The 26,159-nt window shown below is 50.8% G+C and carries 20 protein-coding genes; 13 read left to right on the top strand and 7 right to left on the bottom strand.

The annotated features are described in order from the left end of the window. Nucleotides 1-73: 73 nt before the first annotated feature. From purM to ACFSUC_RS09725, 6 genes are all read left to right on the top strand, one after another. The gene (purM, locus tag ACFSUC_RS09750) at nucleotides 74-1,117 is read left to right on the top strand and encodes a phosphoribosylformylglycinamidine cyclo-ligase (protein WP_379929367.1); all 1,044 of its coding nucleotides are present in this window, start codon (nucleotides 74-76) and stop codon (nucleotides 1,115-1,117) included. Next, nucleotides 1,117-1,731, top strand: coding sequence for a phosphoribosylglycinamide formyltransferase (gene purN / locus ACFSUC_RS09745; protein WP_379929366.1), 615 nt, complete (start codon nucleotides 1,117-1,119; stop codon nucleotides 1,729-1,731). The genes purM and purN overlap by 1 nt, the downstream gene beginning before the upstream one ends. A gap of 11 nt (nucleotides 1,732-1,742) precedes the next feature. After that, nucleotides 1,743-3,284: a bifunctional phosphoribosylaminoimidazolecarboxamide formyltransferase/IMP cyclohydrolase gene (purH, locus tag ACFSUC_RS09740; protein WP_379929365.1), complete on the top strand. Its 1,542-nt coding sequence runs from the start codon at nucleotides 1,743-1,745 to the stop codon at nucleotides 3,282-3,284. Nucleotides 3,285-3,424: 140 nt separating this feature from the next. Then, nucleotides 3,425-4,705 (top strand): phosphoribosylamine--glycine ligase, encoded by a 1,281-nt coding sequence (gene purD, locus ACFSUC_RS09735; RefSeq protein WP_379929364.1) that lies wholly within the window; start codon nucleotides 3,425-3,427, stop codon nucleotides 4,703-4,705. Nucleotides 4,706-4,998: 293 nt separating this feature from the next. Next, entirely contained in the window at nucleotides 4,999-5,670 is a 672-nt protein-coding gene (locus ACFSUC_RS09730) for a Bax inhibitor-1/YccA family protein (RefSeq protein WP_379929363.1), read from the top strand. Between the two features lie 249 nt (nucleotides 5,671-5,919). Next, entirely contained in the window at nucleotides 5,920-7,449 is a 1,530-nt protein-coding gene (locus ACFSUC_RS09725; protein WP_379929362.1) for a DEAD/DEAH box helicase, read from the top strand. A 106-nt stretch (nucleotides 7,450-7,555) separates the two neighbouring features. Here ACFSUC_RS09725 and ACFSUC_RS09720 read toward each other — a convergent pair whose 3' ends face one another. Both ACFSUC_RS09720 and ACFSUC_RS09715 read right to left on the bottom strand, forming a co-directional pair. Further along, nucleotides 7,556-8,113: a hypothetical protein gene (locus ACFSUC_RS09720; protein WP_379929361.1), complete on the bottom strand. Its 558-nt coding sequence runs from the start codon at nucleotides 8,111-8,113 to the stop codon at nucleotides 7,556-7,558. Between the two features lie 23 nt (nucleotides 8,114-8,136). Then, nucleotides 8,137-8,505 (bottom strand): hypothetical protein, encoded by a 369-nt coding sequence (locus tag ACFSUC_RS09715; RefSeq protein WP_379929360.1) that lies wholly within the window; start codon nucleotides 8,503-8,505, stop codon nucleotides 8,137-8,139. Between the two features lie 276 nt (nucleotides 8,506-8,781). Between ACFSUC_RS09715 and ACFSUC_RS09710 the strand changes: the two genes are divergently transcribed. From ACFSUC_RS09710 to ACFSUC_RS09700, 3 genes are all read left to right on the top strand, one after another. Beyond that, nucleotides 8,782-9,738, top strand: coding sequence for a TAXI family TRAP transporter solute-binding subunit (locus tag ACFSUC_RS09710; protein WP_379929359.1), 957 nt, complete (start codon nucleotides 8,782-8,784; stop codon nucleotides 9,736-9,738). Continuing rightward, on the top strand, nucleotides 9,735-10,295 hold the full coding sequence (locus ACFSUC_RS09705; RefSeq protein ID WP_379929358.1) for a DUF1850 domain-containing protein: 561 nt from the start codon (nucleotides 9,735-9,737) through the stop codon (nucleotides 10,293-10,295). Before ACFSUC_RS09710 ends, ACFSUC_RS09705 begins: the two co-directional genes overlap by 4 nt. Nucleotides 10,296-10,501: 206 nt before the next feature. Then, on the top strand, nucleotides 10,502-12,688 hold the full coding sequence (locus ACFSUC_RS09700) for a TRAP transporter permease (protein ID WP_379929357.1): 2,187 nt from the start codon (nucleotides 10,502-10,504) through the stop codon (nucleotides 12,686-12,688). Between the two features lie 19 nt (nucleotides 12,689-12,707). Here the strand turns inward: ACFSUC_RS09700 and ACFSUC_RS09695 are convergent, their stop codons facing one another. Next, on the bottom strand, nucleotides 12,708-14,117 hold the full coding sequence (locus ACFSUC_RS09695) for an aldehyde dehydrogenase (protein WP_379929356.1): 1,410 nt from the start codon (nucleotides 14,115-14,117) through the stop codon (nucleotides 12,708-12,710). 615 nt (nucleotides 14,118-14,732) lie between these two features. Here ACFSUC_RS09695 and ACFSUC_RS09690 point away from each other — a divergent pair. Together ACFSUC_RS09690 and ACFSUC_RS09685 are read left to right on the top strand one after the other, a co-directional pair. Then, nucleotides 14,733-16,499 (top strand): ABC transporter ATP-binding protein, encoded by a 1,767-nt coding sequence (locus ACFSUC_RS09690; protein WP_379929355.1) that lies wholly within the window; start codon nucleotides 14,733-14,735, stop codon nucleotides 16,497-16,499. Nucleotides 16,500-16,501: 2 nt separating this feature from the next. Further along, entirely contained in the window at nucleotides 16,502-18,589 is a 2,088-nt protein-coding gene (locus ACFSUC_RS09685) for an ABC transporter ATP-binding protein (protein WP_379929354.1), read from the top strand. A gap of 307 nt (nucleotides 18,590-18,896) precedes the next feature. Here ACFSUC_RS09685 and ACFSUC_RS09680 read toward each other — a convergent pair whose 3' ends face one another. From ACFSUC_RS09680 to ACFSUC_RS09670, 3 genes are all read right to left on the bottom strand, one after another. After that, a complete protein-coding gene (locus tag ACFSUC_RS09680; RefSeq protein ID WP_379929353.1) occupies nucleotides 18,897-21,440 on the bottom strand; it encodes a beta-mannosidase in 2,544 nt (847 codons plus the stop codon). A gap of 303 nt (nucleotides 21,441-21,743) precedes the next feature. Continuing rightward, entirely contained in the window at nucleotides 21,744-22,811 is a 1,068-nt protein-coding gene (locus tag ACFSUC_RS09675; RefSeq protein WP_379929352.1) for a LacI family DNA-binding transcriptional regulator, read from the bottom strand. Between the two features lie 232 nt (nucleotides 22,812-23,043). Then, nucleotides 23,044-23,526, bottom strand: coding sequence for a DoxX family protein (locus ACFSUC_RS09670; RefSeq protein WP_379929351.1), 483 nt, complete (start codon nucleotides 23,524-23,526; stop codon nucleotides 23,044-23,046). A gap of 285 nt (nucleotides 23,527-23,811) precedes the next feature. On the opposite strand from ACFSUC_RS09670, the gene ACFSUC_RS09665 reads away from it, so the two are divergent. Next, nucleotides 23,812-24,879 carry a DUF3048 domain-containing protein gene (locus ACFSUC_RS09665; RefSeq protein WP_379929350.1) on the top strand — a complete coding sequence of 356 codons (1,068 nt, stop codon included), beginning with the start codon at nucleotides 23,812-23,814 and terminating at the stop codon, nucleotides 24,877-24,879. An 87-nt stretch (nucleotides 24,880-24,966) separates the two neighbouring features. Here the strand turns inward: ACFSUC_RS09665 and ACFSUC_RS09660 are convergent, their stop codons facing one another. Continuing rightward, the gene (locus ACFSUC_RS09660) at nucleotides 24,967-25,617 is read right to left on the bottom strand and encodes a hypothetical protein (RefSeq protein WP_379929349.1); all 651 of its coding nucleotides are present in this window, start codon (nucleotides 25,615-25,617) and stop codon (nucleotides 24,967-24,969) included. A 243-nt stretch (nucleotides 25,618-25,860) separates the two neighbouring features. On the opposite strand from ACFSUC_RS09660, the gene ACFSUC_RS09655 reads away from it, so the two are divergent. Next, nucleotides 25,861-26,151 (top strand): YerC/YecD family TrpR-related protein, encoded by a 291-nt coding sequence (locus ACFSUC_RS09655; protein WP_379929348.1) that lies wholly within the window; start codon nucleotides 25,861-25,863, stop codon nucleotides 26,149-26,151. Nucleotides 26,152-26,159: the final 8 nt, after the last annotated feature.

Genomic DNA, 26,159 nt, shown 5'->3' with positions numbered 1-26,159 from the left:
CAACCGATATGCAGGATGAAGCCTTGGTCGAACGAAATCGGAAATAGGATGGAACGAAAAGGAGAGGGAAAATATGTCCGAAGCTTATAAAAATGCGGGGGTAGATATTGCAGCTGGCAACGAAGCGGTCGAGCGCATGAAGAAGCATGTGAAGAAAACCTTTCGTCCGGAAGTCATGACAGACCTCGGCGGGTTTGGCGCCTTATTCGCCATGAACAAGGACAAGTACGAGGAACCTGTACTCGTGTCAGGAACCGATGGAGTAGGAACGAAGCTGATGCTGGCTTTTGCCATGGATCAGCACGATACCATTGGCATCGATGCGGTCGCCATGTGCGTCAACGATATCGTGGTACAGGGTGCAGAGCCCCTCTTTTTCCTGGATTATCTGGCCTGCGGGAAGGTTTCTCCGGAGAAGATCGAACAGATTGTGAAAGGCATTTCAGACGGTTGTGTGCAGGCTGGATGCTCGCTGATCGGTGGGGAAACAGCCGAAATGCCGGGCATGTACAGTGAAGGGGAATATGACATTGCTGGCTTCAGCGTAGGTGTCGTAGACCGCAAGAACATGATCGATGGCTCTGCCATTCAGTTTGGCGATGTCGTGCTCGGACTGTCATCCAGCGGCCTGCACAGCAACGGGTTCTCGCTCGTACGCAAAATATTGCTGGAACAAAAAGGCTATGCGTTGGACACATATATGGACGAGCTTGGCACCACGCTTGGAGAAGCGTTGCTGACGCCGACCAAGATTTATGTGAAGCCGATTCTGGAAATGCTGAATCAGGGTGTAGATATCAAAGGCATGTCCCATATTACAGGGGGCGGCTTTATCGAGAATATCCCGCGTGTCATTCCGGCAGACGTCAATGTGGACATCCAGATGGATTCCTGGCCGATTCCGCCAGTCTTCAAGCTGCTGCAGCGTGACGGAGCTTTCAGCGACCGCGATGCGTTTACCACTTTCAACATGGGGATCGGGATGGTGCTGATCGTCTCCGCCAATGAAGTGGAGAAAGTGAAGGAGATTGCCGGTCAGTTTGGAGAAGAGGTGCATACGCTGGGCCGTGTGACCTTTGGTAATCGCCGAGTCACCTTTAACGGAGCGGATCTGTAATGAACGATTTCAAAGTGGCGGTCTTTGCTTCCGGAAGCGGGACCAACTTTCAAGCCATGATTGATCAGGTGGAAAGCGGGCAGCTCGATGTGAAGATAGAGCTGCTCGTATGCGACAGGGAGGGAGCGCCTGTCATCCAGCGGGCACACCATGCAGGCATCGAGACACTGGTGCTCGCACCCAAATCCTATGCCACCCGGGAAGCCTACGAATCGGTTATCCTAGAGCGGCTTCAGGAAAAGGGAATTGAGCTGATCGTACTAGCGGGATATATGCGATTGATTACCGCTGTACTGCTGGATGCTTTCCCGCTAAGGATCATCAATATTCATCCTTCTCTCTTGCCTGCATTTCCTGGCAAGGATGGGGTACGGGATGCCTGGACATACGGGGCGAAGGTGACGGGATGCACAGTACACTTTGTGGATGCCGGGGTGGACACAGGCCCGATCATTGCCCAGCAGGTCGTAGAAGTCAGACAGGATGATACGGTGCAGAGCTTGCATGAACAGATTCATCAGGCCGAACAGGCCATCTATCCGCGAGTGATCCAATGGATTCGCGAGGGACGTGTCAGCATGGAAGGACGGAAAGTACGGATTAAGGAAGCTTAGGGGGAAAACAAGTGGCAATCAAACGAGCGTTACTCAGTGTATCGGATAAAACAGGAATCGTATCTTTCGCAGCAGAATTGGCGAAGCTGGATGTGGAGCTGATTTCCACAGGTGGAACGAAGAAGTTGCTGGAGGACAATGGCATCCCGGTCAAGGGCATCTCAGAAGTAACCGGATTTCCGGAAATTCTGGATGGACGTGTCAAGACCCTTCACCCGACTGTGCACAGCGGCCTGCTGGCTATTCGGGACAATGAAGAGCATCAGAAGCAAATGAAGGAACTGGATATGGATTACATTGATATGGTCATTGTTAACCTGTATCCATTCCAGCAAACCATTGAAAAGCCGGACGTGACCTATGAGGATGCGATCGAGAATATCGATATCGGCGGGCCGACGATGCTTCGCTCTGCTGCGAAAAATCATGCTTTTGTAACGGTGGTGGTAGATGCGTCCGACTATGAAGCTGTCTTGCAGGACATGCAGCAGCAGGGCGACACCACGCTGGACTTGCGCAAAAAGCTGGCGGCAAAAGTATTCCGTCATACGGCCGCTTACGATTCCCTGATCTCTGAATACTTGTCCCATCAGCTCGGGGAGACCTTCCCGGAGAGAATGACGGTGACCTATGAGAAGGTGCAAGAACTGCGCTACGGAGAAAATCCGCATCAGAAAGCGGCTTTTTACAAAAAGCCAATGGCATCCGAAGGCAACTTGCTCACAGCTGAACAAATTCATGGCAAGGAACTTTCCTACAACAACATCCATGATGCCAATGCAGCTCTGCAAATTGTGAAGGAGTATGAGCAGCCGGCAGTAGTGGCCGTCAAGCATATGAATCCTTGCGGGGTCGGCATCGGAGAAACCATTGCCAGCGCTTATCAAAAAGCCTATGAGGCAGATCCGACTTCGATCTTTGGCGGCATCGTCGCAGCCAACCGGACGATCGACGAAGAAACAGCGTCCAAGCTCAACGAGATATTCCTGGAAATTGTGCTCGCCCCGGATTTTACAGAAGAGGCGCTCACGATTTTGAAGCAGAAGAAAAATATCCGCCTGCTGAAGATGGGCGAAATTTCTTCTCATACAGAGCCTGAATTGCTCCTTTCCTCTGTCGAGGGCGGCATGCTCGTTCAGGACAGCGATGTGAAGCAGGTTGAATCCGCCGAATTACAGGTTGTGACAGAGCGTGCACCGTCTGAAGACGAACTGAAGCAGCTGCTGTTTGCGTGGAAGGTTGTCAAGCACGTAAAGTCCAATGCCATCGTACTGGCCAAGGACAACATGACCATTGGCGTTGGAGCCGGACAGATGAATCGTGTTGGCGCAGCCAAGATTGCCATAGAGCAGGCAGGTGAAAAGGCGGAAGGCAGCGTCCTTGCCTCCGATGCATTCTTCCCGATGGGCGATACGTTGGCTTTCGCGGCAAAGGCAGGTATTAAAGCTGTCATTCAGCCGGGCGGATCGATCCGTGATGAGGAATCCATCCAGGTGGCCAACGAATATGGCATTGCGATGGTCTTCACCGGAGCTCGCCACTTCAAGCACTAACGCAGCAGACACGCTGTGAACAGATAGACAACCAAGCAGTAGGGCAGTAGCGATACCGTCCTGCTGTTTTGTTGCCACCGTTATGTAAGCGTTCTATCATCAGGAGCCCCAGACCAGAAGTGTTCAAGGAGGAAGAAGCAATGAAAGTATTGGTAGTAGGCAGAGGCGGCAGAGAGCATACCATCGTGTGGAAGCTTCGCCAAAGTGAAAAAGTAACAGACATCTATTGCGCACCAGGCAATGCAGGCATTCGTGAGCTTGCCACCTGTGTGCCGATTGAGGAATCCAGCTTTGATGAACTGGTGCAGTTTGCCAGAGACAATCAGATTGCACTGGCTGTAGTCGGTCCTGAAGACCCGTTGTTTGCAGGGGCTGTCGATGCATTTGAAGACGCCGGCATTCCGGCCTTTGGCCCGCGCAAGAACGCTGCGATTATCGAAGGCAGCAAAGTGTTTACAAAGGATCTGATGAAAAAGTACAACATCCCAACGGCGGCCTATGAGAGCTTCGAACAATATGAGGAAGCCCTTGCTTATTTGCACACCCAGCAAGCTCCGATCGTGATCAAAGCAGACGGACTTGCTGCAGGCAAAGGGGTAACCGTCGCTCAGACCATCGAGGAAGCGGAACAGGCACTCAAGGAAATGATGGTGGATCAATCCTTCGGTGAGGCAGGCAGCCAAGTGGTCATCGAGGAATGCCTCGTCGGTCAGGAGATGTCCATTTTGGCCTTCGTAGACGGTGACACGGTACGTCCGATGGTGCCTTCCCAGGATCACAAGCCGATCTTTGACGGTGACCAGGGGCCGAACACAGGAGGTATGGGGACGTATTCTCCCGTTCCTCATATTCCACAGGCGATCGTGGATGAAGCCATTGAGACCATCCTGATCCCGACCGCCAAAGCGATGAAGCAAGAGGGACGCTATTTTAAAGGCATTCTCTATGCGGGACTGATGATTACCGAACAAGGTCCGAAGACCATTGAATTCAACTGTCGATTTGGCGATCCGGAAACCCAGGTCGTATTGCCGCGGTTGAAAAGTGATCTGTTTGAGATATTCCTTGCGACCGTTGAAGGCCGTCTCGATGAGGTAGAAATGGCGTGGAGTGAGGAAGCGGCAGTATGTGTCGTGCTCGCAGCAGGCGGCTATCCGGGCAAGTATGAGAGAGGCTTGCCGATTACTGGCCTGGACCAGGTCGAACAGGCGGTTGTGTTCCATGCTGGAACGTCCATGAAAGACGACCAGATTGTGACCGATGGCGGCAGATTGCTCGGCATTACAGGCATGGGTGCAGATATTGAAGAAGCGAGAGCCAAAGCTTATGCAGCAGCCGATGTCATTCAATATGAAGGCAAGCATTATCGAAATGACATTGCGCAAAAGGCTCTGATCGCGATGCGTTCAAACGCAAATTAAACCCATCATCTTGAATTCTCAACATCTGCTTCGGTAAATGCTTGTCATTTGCCGGAGCTTTTTTATCTGCTGGCGCAAAAAGACCGTTTGATGCAGACATTGACAGGGTATGAAACAATCGAAACCCTTGTACGTTCGCTGCGTATATATACACAGTCATGGACATAGATATGAAGCAGGTGGATCATGAGACCGAATGCGAGTGCAATGCGACTGGTCGAAGCTCATCCATGTATGCTAAAATAACAGAGATGTCCGAAGATAGATGGGTGAATAAGAAAGGGGATATATCGGTGGAATATAACAGAAACGAAGTATATTCGGGTGACGTGGAGCAAACGGCCTACAACGAATCGTTTCACAAAGTACTCAGACTGTTCACGATTTCTGTACTGGTGGCTTTCATCGGAACCGCGGTAGGGACACAATTGCCTCCGGCATTGTTCTTGCCACTGGTCATCGTTGAAGTAGTCATGCTGATTGCGGCGATGTTCATGCGCAAACGCAGAATCGGGTATGGTTTCTTGTTTACATTTGTGTTCATCAGCGGGATTACCATTTACCCGGCCATTGCCTATTATGTTTCTTCTGGTGGCGCCGGAATGGTCAACACGGCCTTCATACTGACGGTCATTATTTACGCTTCACTTACGTACTATGCATACAAGTCCCAGCGTGATTTCAGTTTCCTGGGCGGCTTCCTGATGATCGGGATCATCGCACTCATCGGGTTCAGTCTTGTTGGACTGTTTCTGCCAGGATTGCATAGCGGACCGCTAGGTCTTGGTATTGCCTTTGGCGGGGTACTGATTTTCTCCGGTTTTGTCCTGTATGATGTGTCCCAGTACAAGCACGGGGTGCCAGAGGATATGATTCCGACGGCTGTGCTTGGCTTGTATCTGAACTTCATCAATCTGTTCCTGTATCTGCTTCGTCTGCTCAACATTTTGAACAGCGATGACTGATTAGGAAGAACAAGAACAGGTTCAGAAGCCATGATCACAAATCATGATCACGAGCAATGATCACAAACATTGATCAAGAGCAATGATCTGAAGCTGTGGAATACGCAATACGTGAACCGATTTACCAGCCTCTTCCGTACGGAAGAGGTTTTATTTATGCGAGAAAACGGGTATACCTGACGATGAAAAGTCCGATTCGTGATTTTGGACTACACATGATATGATGGACAATAGGAAAGAGGTGTCAGCATGACAAATTTTATGGATTTAGGCATTCGAGCAGAAATAAACGCCGTATTGAAGGCTAACGGATTAACCGAGCCTACACCGGTGCAGAAACAAAGTATCCCGATCCTGTTGAAGGGGAAGGATTTCATTGCGCAAGCTCAGACAGGAACGGGGAAGACGCTGTCCTTTGTGCTCCCGATTCTTGAAAAAATAGATGCGACTATGCCGCAGGTGCAGGCGCTCATTATTGCACCGACGAGAGAGCTGGCGCTGCAAATTACGAGTGAATGCAGAAAGTATGCTGCTTACCAGAGCAAGTTGAAGGTTCTGGCGATCTATGGCGGACAAGATGTAGACAAGCAGATGAAACAGCTGGGCGGAGGGGCGCATATCGTCATCGCTACGCCGGGTCGATTGCTGGATCATTTGCGCAGAGAAACCATTCAATTGTACAAAGTGCGCATGCTTGTGCTGGATGAAGCGGATCAGATGCTGCATATGGGCTTTCTGGGAGATGTTGAGGCTATTATGGAACAAACCTCTCCGAAGCGCCAGACGATGCTCTTCTCGGCTACCATGCCCCATCAGATTCGATCGCTGGCACAGCGGTATATGAAATCTCCGACAGATATCCAGATTCGGCAGGCGGCTGCGAAGGTGACGCTGAAGGAAATCGAACAGCTTGTCGTGGAGACGACAGATCGGGCTAAACAGGCGACCTTACGGCATTTAATTGACGAACACCGTCCCTATCTGGCCATGATCTTCTGCCGGACGAAAAGGCGCGCCAATACATTGCATGATGCCCTGCTGGAAGCAGGCTATCTCGTGGATACCATTCATGGCGACCTTTCCCAGGCCAAGCGCGAGCAAGTCATGAAACGTTTTCGAGATGCCAAATTGCAGCTCTTGGTAGCGACCGATGTAGCGGCCCGAGGGCTGGACGTGGAAGGCATCACCCATGTGTACAATTACGACATCCCGCAGGATGCCGAGAGCTATATCCATCGAATTGGTCGTACAGGTCGTGCGGGCGACAAAGGGATGGCGATCACCCTCGTGGCGAAGAAGGATCATCCTTCGCTACAGGTCATTGAGCAAGGCATTCAGCAAAAGATCAAGCGAATCAAGGTCGAAGTGGCGCTGTCTGATGATATGGAGTCAGACGCGGAAGTTGATCAGGAAGCATCTGCCCGCAGACCGCAACGAAAATCAGGCAATCCACGGACTCAGCAATCTCGTCGATCCCAGGACTATGGCCGTGATCGGAGAGACAATCAGAGCCGGAATGCGGGAAAATCATCTGGCAGAGCCAAGAGCAAACCTCAGGATAAACAATGGGGGAACAGACAGGACAAGCCAGGCTTCAAAAGCCAATCAGCCCGGTCTGAGCGCGGGGAAAGCCGCGGGACAGGTCGAGGGGAAAATAGAGGGGAAGCAAGGACGAGAAACGATCGATCCGATCGAACCGAACGAACGGAACGGGGGCGTTCCTCCGGAGGGAGAAGCGGCGGTCGTTCCGGTGCCCGTACGCAGCGCCGTTCGCGATAAAGGAAACCTGTAAATTCGCTGAAATGCCAATTACTGAAAGAATCATATAACTAACGCTTCATGAAAATGAAATGCCCCTGCTCAGGATGAGAGCAGGGGCATTTTTTTATGGAACGGGAGAGGCATCAATTTCAACCGCTTTTCCGTTCACATCCCATGTGCGAGTGCCATCTGCTTGCGCTGTAGAGACGAGATGAAGGTAAACTACATTATGATTTTTGCGCTTCCAGATTAGGTAAGCCTCATCCTTTTCAGGAGCGAGCAGGATGGCCTCAGAAGTATCGCCATATTGTCGGTTGTTGATGCGCTCTTCATGATACACCGCCTGGGTGAAGGAAAACGCTTCTTCCCTCGTCAGTTCATTGGTAAAGGCAATATCGATGTCTCCGTAGTCAATCGTAGCCCAATCTTCAATTGAAAGTTTTTTGGATTGTTTCATTCTGCTTTTGGCATAGGTCCATGCTTCGTTCAGCATTTCTGTAACTTCAGGCTTTTGCAGCTCTGCCACTGGTGGATGATGCGTCACATGAGAACCTGGTTGCAGGAATTGCTCTTTTGTTATCTCTTTGTTGGGTGAATCATCTGCCAGAATACCAGCCGTTCCGATGGATAGGCAAATGATCAGGACTAAGAAAAAGAACGAACCATAAGTCCATTTTTTCATAATATTCCTCCTAAATTTAATTTTTACCAGTATTTAACTCCACTAGCCCCCCAATCAGGTCCAGGACCAGCTACTTCAGCTATTGTATTATAATTCATTATATAACTATGTCCAAAAGCCGGATGAGTACACGTTTCAGTTACAGCATTTGCTTGAAAAGGAAAGGAAGTATCTTTAGCAAATTTTGTCCCAATAAGTATGCCATCTTTTTTCCATTCTAAATAAGCTCGAGTTTCATAGGTATTTGTACCAGCAGAATCATCATAAATATAGGCTTTCCCAAAAACATAGTGGTTTTGTTGGGGATCGCAATAATGGGGTTCAATAAATCCTCCACTTCCCCCAGCAGCCGAAGCTGAGACGCAGATTAAGATGAAAATAAACACAACCAATACAAATATCTTTTTTTTATTTATATATTACCTCCTAAATTGATTGATGTAAGAGCTCTTCACATCTACAGTAACTATATATCAAATATATAAGTGGATAAATAGTAAAAAAGAACCAAACTCATATTCATAAGTAAAATATTCAATAAAATAAGATGTCAGGCGCTAAATGCGAACAAAATTTGGTGGATATGGCATGTATCATTTTGTTCGCTCATATATATGAAGACGATCACTGGAAACGCAAAGTTCATTAAAAAAGAGAGGGGTAGAGGGATGAAGAGGATCAAACAAGGTTGGATCGGGCTGCTCATCGTCATCTTGACACTGATGGCAGCGGGCTGCGGAAAAGGTGAGACCCTTCTGACACTGGGGACAGGGGGACAAAGTGGTACGTATTATCCCCTGGGTGTGGCGACGGCCAAAATTTTCACTGACAAGGGAGACAACGTCAAGGCGAACGCCGTCTCGACCGATGCTTCTGTCGCCAACATAAACGGCATTGAAGATGGTCAGTATGACCTGGCTTTTGTACAGAATGATATTACGTATTATGCCGCGACGGGAACAGAGATGTTTGAAGGCAAGTCATCTGACAAGCTGAGAGGCTTTGGCATTCTGTACCCGGAAGTGATTCAGGTCATTACGACCGCAGATACCGGAATTAGCAATCTGGCAGACTTGCGGGGCAAACGGGTGGCGGTCGGCAAGGCAGCGAGCGGAGCCGAGGCGAATGCGCGTCAGGTGCTGGAAGCAGCAGGTCTGACGTATGAGGACATTGATGAGGAGTTTTTGTCCTTTGGAGATGCCGCGCAGAAGCTGAAGGATCAGAATCTGGATGCTGCCTTCATCACAGCGGGAACACCAACGGGAGCAGTGCAGGAACTGGGTGCAACGCATGAGGTGAGGCTGGTATCCATTCCGGCCGATACGGCGCAGGCGCTGAAGGATCAATATCCATTCTATGTGGATTATACGATCCCGAAGGACACCTATGGACTGGATGAAGATGCACAGACCGTGGCGGTCAGCGCAATGCTGGTCATCAGCAGCGAGGTGGATGAGGACGTGGCCTACGACTTGGCAGAGGTATTCTATGAGAACTTGTCGGAGCTTGCGAAGGCGCATCAGAAGGGATCAGTCATCTCACTGGAAACGGCCCGGGAAGGAATGCCGATCGAGCTTCACGCAGGTGTTGAGAAATATTTTGAGGAACAAGGCGTTCAGAAGTGAAGGAAGCAACAGGAGGAAGGAGAGCGCTGCTGAAGGGCAGGGCTCTTTTTCTCTCTCCGGCTCCGTTCAGCAGGGATCGATGGGTGTTGGCAGGGTTGCTCCTCCTGGTTGTCGGAGGGATGGTCGTCAGTGACCCAATCGAGAAGCGGATGGTGCTGCGAATTGTCGATGAGCAGTCCGCACAGCTCATATGGCAATCTGAGGTCCATGCCCAAAGCGGGTGGTCCCATACATACCTCCATTCTGTGGAGAAATGCCCCATTACCGAGCGGTATTCGATTAACGCGGAGGGACGCATGGTGCTGATGGAAAGCTGGAACTGTTCCTTCGGAGCCGGTATTGCATCCGATGCGGGAGAGGGAAAGGGCCGTCTAGTTGATGGATATTACCTCATTACGGATTTGGAAAAACCGTTTGAAGTCATCTATATGCAGGCGGCCAGCTTCAGCGAACATACCCTCCACATCGATACATATACGCTGCATTTATCAGATGAGCATGCAGACCGGCTGCTGCGGATTGAAACGATTTTCGTCCCCCGCTGGAAGAGATGGTGACCTCCTCTGTTCCATACAAACCAACGAGATCGAAGTGAGTCACATCAGATATGGGCAGGGCTGGATGAGAATTAACGAGCTGGTCACCACGTAAGACACGAGTGGCGGTTAGGTCTCATGGATGATCGATTCATCCGAATGACATGCAAGCGGTGTCTGGTGTACAGAAAGGGTGGAGAAAAAAGCGTGGAGAGAGGAGGAAAGTTATGTTTAACGGTTGGAAAGCCAAAAGCTATGAAGCGGCGGATATGGCAAAGCTTCAACAGAAGATCGATGAACTGGAGGGATCGGATCGGCAACTGTCGGGGTACATGGCAAAGCTGGTCGTTCTCATTGCCCTCGGCATGTCGGTGTTCCATATATGGACAGCCGGATTCGGTGTCATCCCGGAACAGGGGCTGGTTCATCTCCTGCTGGCTCTCATCCTGACCTATCTCATCTACCCGTATAAGCGAGGCAGCGGACAAACCTTCATTCCCTGGTATGATCTGCTCCTTACCTTGCTGGCCTGCCTGGCGGGATGGTATATGCTGACCCATTTCAAGGAAATGGCTTCCCGTTCCGGAGACCCGACTGGGATGGACATTGTCATCGCCCTGATCATCGTCATGCTGGTGCTGGAGGCAACGAGAAGGGTATTGGGGCTGCCGCTCGTGATCCTGGTGCTTGTCTTTATGGCTTATGCCCTGATCGGCTATCGGACGGTTCCCTTTTCTGTCCACCTGATTCCTACCTCCATCATTCATGCCGGCTATGAGTGGCAGGATTTGCTGACGAAATTGAACACAGATAACGGCATCTTCGGCATGCCGATCTATGTGTCCTCGACCTATGTATTTATCTTTATTTTATTCGGTGCTTTTTTTGAGGTAACGGGAGCTGGCCGCATGTTCATTCACTTTGCGCTGTCTCTGCTGGGCTCATTTCGCGGCGGTCCTGCAAAGGCCGCTGTGGTCGGCAGCGGGATGATGGGCTCAATCTCGGGAAGTTCTGTCGCCAACGTCGTCACCACCGGAACGTTTACCATTCCGCTGATGAAAAAGGTTGGATTTGCTTCCAGGACAGCCGGCGGAATCGAGGTGGCGGCTTCGTCCAGCGGACAGCTGCTGCCGCCAGTCATGGGTGCGGCTGCGTTTATTATGGCAGAGACGACAGGGATTCCATATTGGGACATTGCCAAGTCGGCGATCATCCCTTCGATTTTGGCTTATCTGGCGATTCTGGTTATGGTGCATATTGAAGCGCTGAAGCGAAATATTCAGGGACTGCCGAAAAGCGAGCTGAGTCCGCTCAGGCAAGTGTTGAGCAATAAAGGCTTTCTATTTCTCCCGATTATCGGTTTAATCTATTATTTGTCACAGAGCTTTACCCCCACCAAGGCTGCCTACATCGCCATTGTCATGATCGTGCTGCTTGCCTGGTTCGTCTCGTCGATGGAGCGGCGCGGGGGAGCGGGGTTTGGGCTGGCCCTGATTGTTGTAGCGCTTGCGTATGGGTGTCATGTCTGGTTCAATCTGCCGATGGAGTATACGACAGCGGGACTGGTCTGTCTGCTGGTGGCGATGTCTGCGTATGTCGTACGCAGAAAGCTACGGAACCGGGAACCGATGCAGTTCGGGTTTATGGAAGGTCTGGCTGCGCTTGAACTGGGTGCGCGCAATGCGATTGGCGTAGCAATTGCCTGTGCGGCCGCAGGTATTTTGACAGGGGTCGTGACGATGACCGGTCTGGGCTCCAATCTGTCCAATGTCATTCTGAGCCTGTCCCAGGCCGATCTCTTCCTTGGCATTGACCCGATTTATCCGGTGCTGCTGTTTGCCATGGTGGCTTCCATGATCCTTGGAATGGGACTGCCGACCACAGCCACCTATATCGTGCTGTCCGCGGTGATGGCACCGCCGCTGGTGGAGATTGGTCTGTCATTGATGGCCGCCCATCTGTTCGTATTTTATTATGGCATTTTGGCCGATGATACGCCTCCGATCAATCTTCCGGCCTATGCGGCAGCAGGCATTGCCAAATCTGAGCCGGTTCAGACGGGGCTGCAAGGCTTCAAGTACGATGCGGGTGCGCTGCTGCTGCCCTTTGCCTTCGCGCTGAATCCTCATTTGCTGTTGCAGGTGCCGGACGCATCGTGGTATGTGACCGCCTGGGCGATCTGTACGGCTATGGTCGGAATCATCGCCTTTACGACCTTTATTCAAAATTATATGCTGCGTCCGTTGTATCGTCTGGAACGACTGCTGGTTCTAGCGAGTGCGCTGCTGCTTCTTCATGCCTCCTTATGGACGGATCTGACAGGGATGCTGCTCATGGCGCTGGTCTATGCACGGCATCGCATGGGCGGAACATCCGGACCCATACGCAAACAGACCGCAGAGCAGAGGCGCTAGCGGTCTGTTAGGCTTGTATTTACTTGAGCAACCAGCGTATGATCTTTAATCCATGCTTGGCGGAAGGATAGCGGAATGAAAAATCAAATTTGTTCGTTTGCCTGAGCATGCTCTTGTAATGGGAGAATGTTTCGAAGCTGCTCTCGCCGTGGTAGCTTCCGATTCCGCTTTCTCCCACTCCCCCAAAGGGTAGATGCGGAGTGGCAATATGCATGAGCGTATCGTTGATGCACCCGCCGCCGAACGAAATACGATCGGTGATGGTTTCCTCTACCGCGGAGGAAGTCGTAAATAAATAAAGGGCGAGGGGCTTGGGTCTGGCATTGACGGCCGTTACGACATCTTCGATCCGTTCATAGGTGAGGACCGGGAAGACAGGTCCGAAAATTTCTTCTTGCATGACAGGTTGATCCCATGTCACCTGATCGAGCAGTGTTGGTTCCATTTTCAGTGTGGATCGATCCATTTCCCCTCCCAGAATGGGGGCTCCGTCCTTCACATAAGCGGCAAGACGATTGAAATGACGTTCATTGACGATCTTCCCGTAGTCTGGATGCTGTAGCGGATGCTCGCCATAAAACGTATGCAGCACGTCCTTCATGGCGGCAATCAGTCGATCTTTGATCGTGTGATGGACGAACAAGTAGTCTGGCGCGATGCAGGTTTGTCCGGCGTTTGTGAATTTACCGAAGACGATTCGTTTGGCAGCGAGTTCGATGTCTGCATCTTCATGGACGATGCAGGGACTTTTGCCACCGAGCTCCAGGGTAACCGGGGTAAGCCGCCTGGACGCTGCTTCCATCACCAGCTTCCCTACACCGACACTGCCCGTGAAGAAAATATAGTCCACATCTTGACTAAGCAAATGCTGACTGGTCTGCACCCCGCCTTCGATGACGGCGATATACGTTTCCGGATACAGTTCTGACAGCAGTTCTGTCATGATGTGCGATATGTGCGGGGTCAGCTCTGATGGTTTAACAATCGCCGTATTACCAGCCGCAATCGCGCCCACAAGGGGCGAGAGCGCCAACTGAAACGGATAATTCCAGGGTGCGATAATCAGGACAGTGCCGTACGGCTCCGGGATGACCTTCCCCTTGGAACCAATATGGGTGAGGGACGTTTTGACCCGCTTGGGACGTGCCCATTTCTTCAGATGCTTGAGGGTGAAATTGATCTCTTCATAGAGAATGCCAATTTCGGTGGTATACGCTTCAAATTCCGATTTATGCAGATCTTGATGCAGCGCCTGGATGATTTTCTGTTCATACTGTTTGATGCCATGCTTCAGACGCTGCAATTGGGTGATGCGAAAGGCGATCGATTTGGTATGTTGCTGGTTGAAATAGTCTTTTTGTCGGGCGACAAGTTGAGAAACCTGATGCTCGGATCGTTCCGGAATCGGTTTTAGGGTCGTTTGATTCATCGTTGTGCTCCTCCTCCGTCCTCTCTCACTACATTCATTTCAATTAGTTTAAATGTTTAAGAACTTAAACATAATAGGTTTAATATATCTCATCTCTGATGGAAAATCAATGGACAAGCATGGAAAAGCGAGTCTCCTGAAGGGTGTAATAAAAGACGCACATGCCACTCTATAAACATGAAAAAGGCTACTGAAACAGCCTGTCTCTGTCAAAATAGGGGCATCAAGCGTTCCTTGCCTGCATAGGTATAGCATAGAACCCGCGCAAGACGAAGACGAAAAATGGCGTTGTGTTGCAAATTAGGCTTGACTGGGATTTCCCATCTATGGTAAGTTAAACAATGTCAATCTGACATACGATGATAAGAAAGGAGCGTCACATGATGATTAACTACATTTTTATGATTCAACAACCACAACAGCAACAACAACAAACAACATCATATGTGACCTCTCTGGTAGACATGACATAGGGCTATTGTTTTGTCATATCGTATGAAACTCATACATACTAGAGCGTAGGTCACGCATCCTCGTGGCTTGCGCTCTTTTTTCATTTCTGTGCATCGCTTGCGAGCGATGTTTTTTTGTTTCTTTTAGAGAGGAGATAACGCCATGTTAGCTGTATTACAAAAATTAAACTGGTTTTTCAGACTAGAGTGGAAACGGTATTCAGTCGCGGTTGCCCTGCTCATTCTGGCAGGTCTGGTGGAGATTGTTCCGCCTTATCTGATCGGTCGTTCCATTGATGATATTCAGACCGGATTTATGACCTGGGGACGGATTACCGAGACGCTTCTCATTCTGGCAGGTATTACGGTCTTCTCGTATATCCTTACCTTTGTCTGGATCTATCGGCTGTTCGGAGGTTCTTTCCTCGTAGAGCGTCTGATGAGATCGATGCTGATGAAGCATTTCCTGAAGCTGACGCCGACGTTTTACGAGCGCAACCGCACAGGTGATCTGATGGCCCGCTCGACGAATGACTTGCAGGCTGTGTCCAATACCGTCGGATTCGGGGTGCTGACCCTGATCGATTCTACGGTATGGATGGCGACCTTGCTCGTGGTCATGACCACGGTAGTATCCTGGAAGCTGACACTGGCCGCCATTTTGCCGCTTCCGATTATGACCGTGCTGGTCAATTTGTATGGGAAATGGATTCATGAGCGGTTTACGAAAGCGCAGGATGCCTTCGGGGATATGAATGACGGCGTGCTGGAGACGATTTCAGGCATTCGCGTCATTCGTGCTTACGTGCAAGAACGCGCGATGGAAAAGCAATTTTCGGATGTGACCCAGGACGTACTGGATAAAAACATCTCGGTGGTGCGCATTGACGCACTGTTCGAACCGACGATCAAGCTGTTGGTGGGTGCCAGCTATTTGATCGGGCTTGGTTACGGCGCGTACCTCGTATTTCACAATGAGCTGACCATTGGCGGTCTCGTGTCTTTCAACGTATACCTCGGGATGCTGATCTGGCCGATGTTTGCCATTGCCGAACTCATTAACGTGATGCAGCGGGGTAATGCTTCCATGGATCGGGTGAATGAAACGTTAAATTATGCGCCGGATGTGCCGGAAGCAACCGATGTGGTGAAGGTAGAGAAGCCGGATCGCATTGAATTTCGCGACGTGACCTTCCGTTATCCTTCTTCCTCTGCCGACAATCTGAAGGACGTCTCTTTTTCAGTGAAGCAGGGACAGACGATCGGGATTGTAGGGCGGACGGGTAGCGGGAAGACGACCTTGATCCGGCAGCTGCTGAGGGAGTACCCGGCAGGAGAGGGCTCGATTCGCATTTCAGGTGTTCCGATTGAACAGATTGATATGGATCAGTTGAAGCGCTGGTACGGCTACGTTCCGCAAGAACAGTTCTTGTTTTCGCGCACGGTGGAACGCAATATTGCCTTCGGGCACAGAAGCCATGCCCATTATGCAGAACAGTTTGAGCAGGCGCTTCGCGATTCGGCCTTCGAGAAGGATCTGAACTTCCTGCCAAAAGGACTGAATACGCTGGTGGGAGAGAAGGGTGTTGCCTTGTCCGGTGGACAAAAGCAGCGGGTTTCCATTGCACGGGCATTGGTAGCCGAACCGGAAATTCTGATGCTGGATGATGCCTTGTCTGCGGTAGATGCGAGAACGGAAGCGGAGATCATAGCAAATATTCGACGCGCCCGCGAAGGCAAGACGACTTTCATTACGACCCATCGCCTGTCGGCGGTGCAGCACGCTGACTGGATACTGGTCTTGGATAACGGAGAAATCAAGGAGCAGGGGACGCATGAACAACTCCTGCAACATAAGGGATGGTATAAAGCACAGTTTGATCGCCAGCTGTTGGAGGATCAGGCTGCAGAGAGTAGGGATGAAACGTGAGCATGAACATTGAACAGGAAGAGCTGAACCTGGAGCTTGATCGCGAGGCAAGGGCGAACATTAAGGCAGGCAAGCGACTGTTCCGCTATGCCTTGCACTTCAAGAAGCAGCTGCTTCTGGCTCTGCTGATGCTGGCGCTGGCCGTCGGCACAGACCTCGCCGGTCCATTTATCGCCAAGCAGATGATTGACGAGCATATTTCCGGCATTGAAAAGCCATGGTATGAGACCGAAGCAACGGATTCCTATTCGGTTGCATTCCAGGGAAGCCGCTACAAGCGTGAAGATCATTTTGAAGCCGACGAAAATGAAGACAGGGGACGAGAAGTCAGCGTCGTACAAGTCGGGAAGGATTATTATTTTGTGCCTGCACCCGTCCCGGATGAAGGGGCACGACGATTGACCGACAACGGTCAGATTGCGGTGAAAAAGGGAGAGGAAGAAACCCTTTACACCGGACAGAAATTAAGTGATGAAGAGCTGTATCCGTTTTTCCAGCCGGAGATTCAGGGCGTATTGAAATTAAGTGCCTTTTACTTTGCCCTGCTGATTATATCTGCTTTCTTCAGTTACGGGCAGCGATACATTCTGCAGGCCACCGCCAATCGAATCATTCGTAAAATGCGAACGGACGTATTTGATCATATTCACCGTTTGCCAATTCGCTATTTTGACAATTTGCCTGCGGGCAAGGTGGTATCCCGGGTCACCAATGATACGGAATCCATCCGAGAACTGTACGTAACCGTACTGGCGAACTTTTTCACGGGCATCATTTACATGCTCGGTATTTTTACCGCGCTGTTCCTGTTGAATGTACAGCTTGCGCTGATCATGTTAGTCATCATTCCGATTCTTATCGTGTGGATATGGGTGTACCGCAAGTACGCCAAGTATTACAATCAGCGTATTCGTTCCATACTGAGCGACATTAACGCCATGATCAACGAATCGATTCAAGGGATGTCGATCATCAAGGCATTCCGCAGAGAGAAGCAGATTGAGCAGGAATTTGAGACTATTAACGAGCAGCATTACCACTATCGGAACAAGCTGCTTAGCCTCAATGCCCTCACGGGACATAATCTGGTAGGCGTCATTCGGAACATTGCCTTCATCGCAGTGATCTGGTATTTCGGCGGGGTATCCATTTCGGACCCGACCAGCGCGATTTCACTGGGTGTGCTGTACGCCTTCGTCGATTATCTCAACCGCCTGTTCCAGCCGATCGTGAATATCGTGAACCAGCTTCCGAATCTGGAGACGGCAATTGTATCGGCAGAGCGCGTATTCGTCCTGCTGGATGAAGCCGGGGAGCCGGTATCCGATCAGAAAATGCCGCGATATCAGGGGAATGTGAAATTCGAGCACGTGTCGTTTGGCTACGATGAGGGAGAATATGTATTGAAGGATATCGATTTTGAAGCCAAGCAGGGTGAGACCGTGGCATTGGTCGGGCATACGGGATCAGGAAAAAGCTCCATCATGAATTTGCTGTTTCGTTTCTATGATGTGAATGAGGGCAAGATCACGATTGATGGCAGGGATGTCCGAGATATGCCGCGGCAAATGATGCGCGAGCATATGGGAATTGTCCTCCAGGATCCGTTCCTGTTTACAGGCACGATTGCTTCCAACGTCTCGCTGAACGATCCTTCGATTACCCGGGAACAGGTGGAGCAGGCACTGAAGGATGTAGGAGCGGATCGACTGCTCTCCAATCTGGTGAAAGGTATTGACGAGCCAGTCATTGAGAAGGGCAGCACACTGTCGGCCGGGCAGCGCCAGTTGATTTCCTTTGCCAGAGCGCTGGCGTTCAATCCCGCGATTCTCATTCTGGATGAAGCGACCTCGAATATTGATACAGAAACGGAATCGATTATTCAAGCAGGACTCGAGGTGCTGAAAAAGGGACGAACGACCTTCATCATTGCCCATCGCCTCTCCACGATTAAAAATGCCGATCAGATTCTCATTTTGGATCGCGGTCATATTGTCGAGCAGGGCAATCACGAGCAGCTTATGCAGCATAAAGGGAAGTATTATCAAATGTATCAGGCACAGATGGGTTCATCCATGGTCAGCGCTTGAACGGTCAGTTCGAAGACGATCCAGGAGAAAATTCGCGATGCCGCGAAGAATAGTACCTGACCTGGAAACACAAGCAGTAAACTTGGGAGTGACAGGGAGTCCATCAATCAGTTATTAATTAGCCAACAATCAGTCATCAAGCAACTACAAATCAGCCAATAAGCAGCAGCAACAAAACAGCAGCAACAAAGCAGAAACAAACAGCAGCAACAAAGCAGGTAGCGTTAACCGAATAGGGACAGACAGCAAAAGGATGCCGAACGGGTGAGACCGGACGGCATCCTTTTGTTTGGTGTGCGAGTATGGCTTAGGCCATGTAGTCTGCTATGGACGTAGCTTCCACTCGTCCAGGTTGTGCAGGCTGGAATTGTTGCTGCTGAATGTTCCGGCCATAGAAGTGAATGGTTTTGGGCTTGCCTGGCAACAGATCGAAATCGTTGTCAGAGAACATCCCTTCTTCCTCTGCTGTCAACCAGACATGTCGAGCCAGATGACTGCTCGTGATGGTGAAAGAGCTTCCTCCACTTCCTGCAACGACCTCTAGCTGGAGCTCAGGGGCTTTCAAATTGCTTTGTGGGATTGGCACGAAATGGTGCATCTTTTGATCCACGACCTGCCCATCGATCATCAGGGTGGCCACGAGAACGGTAGAGGTTGGATCATGTTCCTCCAGCCATGCCAAGGGATCAAGGTTTGCAATTCGCGTTGACGTATTGGCAGCGCCCAGGATGGTTTGTTGCTCTTCTCGCAAAAGACGACCCTCCGCGTCATAAAGGGTGAGCATCAGCTTGCCTTCTACTTGCGCAAGTAAATCCGTTACCACATAGAGGTGCAACTGGCTTGTATTTGAGGCGTCGAAGCTAAGCATGACATCCTGATAGGCGGATTTCGCTCCATACTGCAATGCTTTCCAGCGACCGTCATAATCCATGCTCGCCCAGGAAGCGACCGGCCAGCAATCATTGAGCTGCCAGTACAAGGTGCCCATACAGTGCGGCTTATGACGGCGATGGGCTTCCATCGCTTCCTTGACGGCCATCGCCTGCAGAATTTGACTCATATACAAAAAGGAAGCGAAGTCCTTTGGTTTTGGCAGATAGAGGTCCATGTATTCCTTGATAAGCATGTTGCCGCGTTTGTTCTTCTGATGGGCCAGCATGACTTCAGATTCAAGCTGCAGATCGCTTTCTTCGGCATAGGTGCGAACCGTTTTCATTTCCGGGAATGACTGAAAGCCATACTCACTCATGAAGCGACCGACATAGCGGTTGTAGTTCTCAATCGGCTCGATGCCATGCCACACGCCCCAATAGTGGATGTCTCCTTCGGCAGAGGCATAGTGACTGTGTTGCTGCTGGTCGCCTGTTTGCTCACGCATGGGAGAAGAGGGCCAGTAATCGATATCTGGTGTGAGCCGTGCCACCGTTTCGGGCAGCAGCTCGTGGAAAATTCGTTCATAGTCGCGCCAGATCTGATCGCGAATGACTGGCTCATATTGCTCCTTCCATCCCCAGCCGGCATTCGGGTCATAGGCAGACCAAGCTGTATCCATCTCGTTGTTGCCGCACCAGACCGCAATAGAGGGGTGATGACGCAGCCTTTTCACATTTTGCTCTGCCTCGATCCGCACATTGTTAAGGAAGGCCTCATCTCCCGGGTACATACTGCAGGCAAACATGAAATCCTGCCAGATCAAAATGCCGTATTCATCACAGAGATCGTAGAAGACATCATATTCATACACCCCGCCTCCCCATACGCGAAGCATATTCATGTTCGATGCCGCGGCGGTTTGAATTTCATGCCGGTATCGATCTGCCGTGCAGGCGGTAATGAAGCTGTCATTGGGAATATGGTTCGCGCCCTTGGCGAAGACCGGAATGCCGTTCAATTCAAAATGAAAGGTGCTTCCTGCATCGTCTCTGTCCCGTACGAGGCGGATGGAGCGCAGGCCCGTGCGAATGGTCCGATCCGCGAGAATCTGACCGTCACGCTGTAAGGAGGCCTTGACTTGATACAGGTGCGGTTCTCCCAGTCCGCGACTCCACCACAGCTTCGGGTTGGGAATCTCGGCTTCCATCTGAATGGCATGTATGCCAGGAGAAAGGGAAACCGCCTGCTCCCATGTATATCCGTCTGTTTCAAGCTGCCATTTGCCTGTGATCGCCTGGTCGGTCTCCAGTTCAATATGGGCCACAAACTTCGCTGCATCTGCGGTCACTTCCTGCTGGTGGAGGTACAGGTCTGTAATTCTCGCCTCCGACCAGGCTGTCAGGCGGACCGGCTTCCAGATGCCGCTAGTCACGAAGCGGGGGCCCCAGTCCCATCCGTAGTGATAAGGCGCTTTGCGGGCAAATACACTCACTTTTTGATCTCCCAGCTCTCCTGTTTCACTGTCATCGTTAATCGCAGGCAGGGCATACCCGAGCTGTGCAAGCTTCGGCAGGTCCTCCAGAATGGGAGACCGGAACCGGATTTTCAGTATGTTGTCGGCAGGCTTGAGCAAGGTCTTCACGTCTATCGTCCAGGTACGGAACATGTTGTCGGCAGATAGGATATGCTGCTCGTTCAGCCACACATCGGCATACGTATCCAGACCGTCGAAGGTCAGTTCAATGTGCGGCTGAGACAGGATATGTGCCGCCACTTCAAAGGTCGTTCGGTATTCCCAGTCTTTCTTGTCAATCCATTGCAGTTTCTGTTCATGGGTGCCATAGAACGGATCATCAATGAGTTGGTTGTTCCATAAATCCGTATGTACACAACCTGGTACCTGGGCCGGATGCCATGTCGATTCATCGCTCGCTTTGAAGGACCAGTTGTCTATCAGGGAAGTCATTTGAACAGGCATGATGTGTTCGCTCCTTTGTTTATGCTAAACGCAGCTCTAACCGCGCTATGGATAGAGTGTAGCATAGAAAGGAGGAAGATGTCAGTAAGTTTCATAAACTTTTCCATAAACTTTAATTAAACAAAATTGAACAAAACAATACTGGGTTTCAGCAATATGGTGATAGGTGATACCTGCAAGAGGATAACGTGGTACAAATCGGAGGTGGTCATGCACATCACTCTTCAGTTATCCGAATCAAGGACAGAACCAGAAGAGTGATGCAGGCAAGTCGTGTGATAGAGGGTGGTAGGGGGTGATAGATCAGTCTGAGGCTGGGCCAGGGAGAACCGATTCCCTGTCGACCAGTTGTGAAGAGAGCAATACATGCTCTGGTGTGCGTTCAGGTTGTTCGATACGATGTACGATCATTTCAGCTGCCCGCTGCCCGAGAGAGGTTTTGGGTACAGATACGGTCGAAATGGCGGGTTTCATCAACTGGGTTAGCGTATGATTGTCGAATCCGATTAGGGAGACGTCTTGCGGATAACGAATCCCCCAGTCGGTGAAATGGCGCAGCGCTTCAAAAATGATGAAATCGTTGGCGAAGAAAAGGGCGGTGACAGGATCTGGTCGGGTTAGATGGTGCTTCAGCGCGTCTGCGAATGTGGGCTCTGTATACATGCCGGTACTGCAGGTCCCCATCCCTTCGATTTGGAAGAGGGAAGCAGATCCCGAATGCAGCGTCTCCCGATTGAATTCCTGGACCGCTTCGCTAAAGCCGCGAAAACGCTCCCTAAAGCTCCATGATGAATGGGCGTCGCCCACAAAAGCCAGTCTGCGGTGACCTGCATGCAGAAGCTGCTGGCCTACCTGGTATCCCCCGATGAAATTGTTGGCTAACACGTGATCTACAGCGGGATCGACGACATTGGCATCGACCATCACATAGGGGATGTGCCGAGCGCGCAACGCCTGCATATAGGCGGCTGGCAAATGACCCATTACGATCGCGCCATCCGCCTTGGACTCTTGGATGCTGAGGGGAAGTCCTTCGCTGGCCGGCCTGTCGATGTCTACACTGGAGACAATCATGCTGTAGCGGTGCTGCATGAGCTCCTTGTCGATACCGCGCATAATTTTGCCCCAGTATTCCGATTCATCGAAATAGGCGCGAGGAACGATGACGACAATATTGCCCGTTTTGTGGGCTGCGATTTTTTTGCGCTGTGGCTTGAGGCGATAGCCGAGCTCCTCCGCCGTCTTCCATATGGTTTCCCGGGTGCCGTCGTTGACCGCTGGATCATGGGATAGTGCCTTGGATACGAGTGCTTTGGAAACGCCGAGCTTGTCTGCAATCATTTGCAGGGTTACTTTCTTAATGGAACTCACCCCGTTTTGTTCGGTCTAGGATTTATAACGCTTTTCAATACATTCTTGAGGTAAACGCTGGGCACTGTGTTCACCTGTTTATTTTATTACGCTGTTCACTCTTTTCCGTCTGTTCACTCTTTTCTATCATAGCGAAGTCTTCAACATTTTTCAACTTTTATGCGTACAAAAAACTCCCCGAATCAAACGGTGGACAGGCGTCCGGTTTGTCATCGGGGAGTGAATCAGTCTATTATTTGTTTTTCAGGCCGAGACGCTGACGGATATAGGGAAGTACGTAAGTATCCAGTCCGAATTTGCCGGCATTTGCGCCTGCTACGAGTACGAACAGGGTCAGCAGAAGCATTTGCGGGTTGGTGCTGGTCGTACCCGAGAACATAAAGGCGAAGTTCATGACGACCCCCATCAGGGCAGCGAAGGTGGTGAAGATGCCTGCCAGCAACGCTATACCGACCAGGAATTCTCCCCACGGTACAAGGAAATTGAATAATTCAACATTGGGAATCGCGAAGCCTTCCAGAAAATCTGCCCACCAGCTCTGTACAGCGGGGTGATCCCCTTGTGCTTTGCCGACTGCGCCCATCAAGTAGCCTTCTGCATTGAAGCCGTCCGTAATTTTACCCCAGCCTGCTGTCATCCATTCCCAGCCCAGATACAAGCGGAAGAGCAGGAGTGCACCCGCCGCATAGACATTCTCTCTCAGAAATTTCATCATGACACTCACTCCTTCTTGAGATGTACTTCCAAGCTTTGATTCATGTTGTGCTTCCTGCTTGGTATATGTTTATAGTAGCACGGTAATGAATCTCTCATTGTGAAAAACATCACATAGACGTTTGTAGAGGTGACAGTTGTGTGAAATTGAGAGCGTTTTCCTAGGGACAAGGAGGCTGAGGTATGGTTTAATGGACATAGCTGATTCTGATCCATCGTGTGGATCGATGAGCGAAATGGACAGGTCATGGCGTATACATATAGAAAACGAGAAGGGGGATGGCGTATGCAGCGGAAGCAGCAATGGATGAAAAGAACAGGAAGTGTGATGCTCGTACTGAGTCTTCTGGTGAGTGCGTGCGGCAAGGGAGAGCCTGATTCCGCAGCACAAGAAACACCGAATCAGAATCAAATGGAAGTGACAGAAGAAAACGACGTGCAGCAGGAGCCCGTAGAGGAACCGGAGCTGGTGTATCCGTACACGGCGCCATTGACGGGCAAGGGTCTGGACGAGGAGCTGACGACAAGACCGATCTCGATCATGGTTGAGAATTCGCCGGCTGCAAGACCGCAATCGGGTCTGCATCAGGCTGATCTGGTATATGAAGTGCTGGCAGAAGGTGAAATCACCCGTTTCATTGCGACGTATCAGAGTGAAGAAGCGGAAATCATCGGACCTGTACGCAGTATCCGCCCTTATTTCGTGGAACTCGCGGACAGTCTGGACAGTGTGATCGTGCATGCTGGCTGGAGCCAGGAAGCGATGAATGAGATGGTCAAGCGGGGTGTCAATCACCTCGATGCAGTATATGGGGATCACCCGTACTATTGGAGAAGCCAAGATCGCAGGGCTCCGCACAATTTATATACGAAGACGGAGCAGATTTTGGAAGGGGCCGAGGATAGAGGCTTCAGGAAAGAGTGGGAACAGGTGGCAGCGACCTATCGCGATGCGCAGGACACCTCCCAGGGCAGTCCGGCCACTAGAGTGAACATGGACTATATCGCAGGCTATGAGGTCGGCTATACATACAATGAAGAGCTGGAGGTCTATGAGCGCATCATGGCGGGGAAGCCCCATGTGGATCGGGAAACCGGCACCAGGCTAAAGGCGCATAATCTGCTTATCGTTCGAGCCCCTCACCGTATCACGGATCAGGTTGGACGCCGGGAAGTAGATGTCATGGGTCCGGGAGAGGGCTATATGCTGCAACAGGGCCAGATGAAGGAGATCACATGGGAGAACCGGGGCGGCATGATTCGCGCGTATGAAAACGGGGTGGAAGTGCCGTGGATTCCGGGGAAGACCTGGATTCAGATCGTACCGATGGCTTCCAATGTCGTCATAAACTGAGCATGCCAATCATCCTTCTCTGTACGTACCGGATTCGCTGTACGTACGAAAGAAGGATGATTTTTTTTGACAATGGGGAGGGCATCCTCATTTGCTCTGTGTTCCGCGTTTACGCTTGGCTGGCTTGTAGGGGGTGCTCCCCTTTTTTCGCGTTGTGCGTGAGCTGCTGCGGCCTTTTCGGGTCTGCTTCCTGGTGCCCTTTCCTTTTCTCTTTCGTTTGCGGCGCCGCCGCTTGGCTGAGTAGTCATCTTCATCAAATTCGTCCTCGCTGTCGCTTGCGGAAGATTTTTTTAAAAAGGAACCAAGCAGCACCTTCAGCATCGGGCTCATCTGGTTCACCGTCTGCATCATTTTATTCATTTTGGTCATCGTGCCCATGATGCCCTCAACGCCGCCGAGACGATCGACGATGCCTTTAATGTCATTCAGGCTGAAGCTGCCTGAGCCAGATCCTGTTGCTCCTGAGCCGCCTCCGAGCAGGGTGCTGAGTATACCGCCGCCGCTTCCGCCACTGCCGCCTGTGCTCCCGCCAACACTTCCGCCAAGACCGCCTCCGCTAAAATCTGCTCCCGTCCCTCCGAAGGGATTGAAGCTGCCGGATGATCCACCGATCCCCTGGAAGCCACCTCCGGTAGGAAGGGGCAACTGGGAAGAGCCACCTGGCACGATAGAGCTGGAGCGCGTTTTGGCGGATTGAAAAGCGTCCAATCGATGTGGGTTTCTTTGCATTTGGCTCATCTTTTCACAATCCTTTTTGTCATGATAAAATAGATAGGTCTTCATCTACTTGCTTCACTGTATGTGATACGTATCCCGATGGTATGGACGAAAGCCCGTTTTTTTGGAGATGGGCGCCTAAATGGCAGGGGAATAACTTTCAGTCTCTAAAGCGTGACCATTTTAACGTTTGAAGCTTTTAGTGAAATAAAGTATGATATGAGATATAGCAATTGAAGTTTGAGAGTGCAGGGGTTGATATACATGCAGTTAAAGAAGTTGAACGATAAATCGATTGATCAATTATTTGAGTCTATTTTGACACTGAAGGATCTCGAGGATTGCTATGTTTTCTTCGATGATCTGTGCACGGTCAATGAGATACAGTCCCTCGCCCAGCGGCTGGAGGTTGCACGCATGCTGCGGAAGGGTAATACGTATAATCAGATTGAAGCCGAGACGGGAGCCAGCACCGCGACGATCAGCCGTGTGAAGCGCTGCCTGAATTATGGCAACGACGGATACAAGATGGCGCTGGAGCGTCTGGGCCGCTAATCGCCGCC

It is taken from the genome of Marinicrinis sediminis, assembly GCF_042685085.1.
Classification (GTDB): Bacteria; Bacillota; Bacilli; order Paenibacillales; family KCTC-33676; genus Marinicrinis; species Marinicrinis sediminis.
The sequence above is the reverse complement of the archived record's forward strand: the minus strand, read 5'-3'. Positions and strand labels throughout refer to the sequence as shown.

Excerpts from the sequence above, each read along its gene's own strand:
- purM (WP_379929367.1), top strand. The coding sequence starts at position 74 with ATGTCCGAAGCTTATAAAAATGCGGGGGTAGATATTGCAGCTGGCAAC.
- purN (WP_379929366.1), top strand. The coding sequence starts at position 1,117 with ATGAACGATTTCAAAGTGGCGGTCTTTGCTTCCGGAAGCGGGACCAAC.
- purD (WP_379929364.1), top strand. The coding sequence starts at position 3,425 with ATGAAAGTATTGGTAGTAGGCAGAGGCGGCAGAGAGCATACCATCGTG.
- ACFSUC_RS09725 (WP_379929362.1), top strand. The coding sequence starts at position 5,920 with ATGACAAATTTTATGGATTTAGGCATTCGAGCAGAAATAAACGCCGTA.
- ACFSUC_RS09720 (WP_379929361.1), bottom strand. The coding sequence starts at position 8,113 with ATGAAAAAATGGACTTATGGTTCGTTCTTTTTCTTAGTCCTGATCATT.
- ACFSUC_RS09710 (WP_379929359.1), top strand. The coding sequence starts at position 8,782 with ATGAAGAGGATCAAACAAGGTTGGATCGGGCTGCTCATCGTCATCTTG.
- ACFSUC_RS09700 (WP_379929357.1), top strand. The coding sequence starts at position 10,502 with ATGTTTAACGGTTGGAAAGCCAAAAGCTATGAAGCGGCGGATATGGCA.
- ACFSUC_RS09695 (WP_379929356.1), bottom strand. The coding sequence starts at position 14,117 with ATGAATCAAACGACCCTAAAACCGATTCCGGAACGATCCGAGCATCAG.
- ACFSUC_RS09690 (WP_379929355.1), top strand. The coding sequence starts at position 14,733 with ATGTTAGCTGTATTACAAAAATTAAACTGGTTTTTCAGACTAGAGTGG.
- ACFSUC_RS09685 (WP_379929354.1), top strand. The coding sequence starts at position 16,502 with ATGAACATTGAACAGGAAGAGCTGAACCTGGAGCTTGATCGCGAGGCA.
- ACFSUC_RS09680 (WP_379929353.1), bottom strand. The coding sequence starts at position 21,440 with ATGCCTGTTCAAATGACTTCCCTGATAGACAACTGGTCCTTCAAAGCG.
- ACFSUC_RS09670 (WP_379929351.1), bottom strand. The coding sequence starts at position 23,526 with ATGATGAAATTTCTGAGAGAGAATGTCTATGCGGCGGGTGCACTCCTG.
- ACFSUC_RS09665 (WP_379929350.1), top strand. The coding sequence starts at position 23,812 with ATGCAGCGGAAGCAGCAATGGATGAAAAGAACAGGAAGTGTGATGCTC.
- ACFSUC_RS09660 (WP_379929349.1), bottom strand. The coding sequence starts at position 25,617 with ATGAGCCAAATGCAAAGAAACCCACATCGATTGGACGCTTTTCAATCC.
- ACFSUC_RS09655 (WP_379929348.1), top strand. The coding sequence starts at position 25,861 with ATGCAGTTAAAGAAGTTGAACGATAAATCGATTGATCAATTATTTGAG.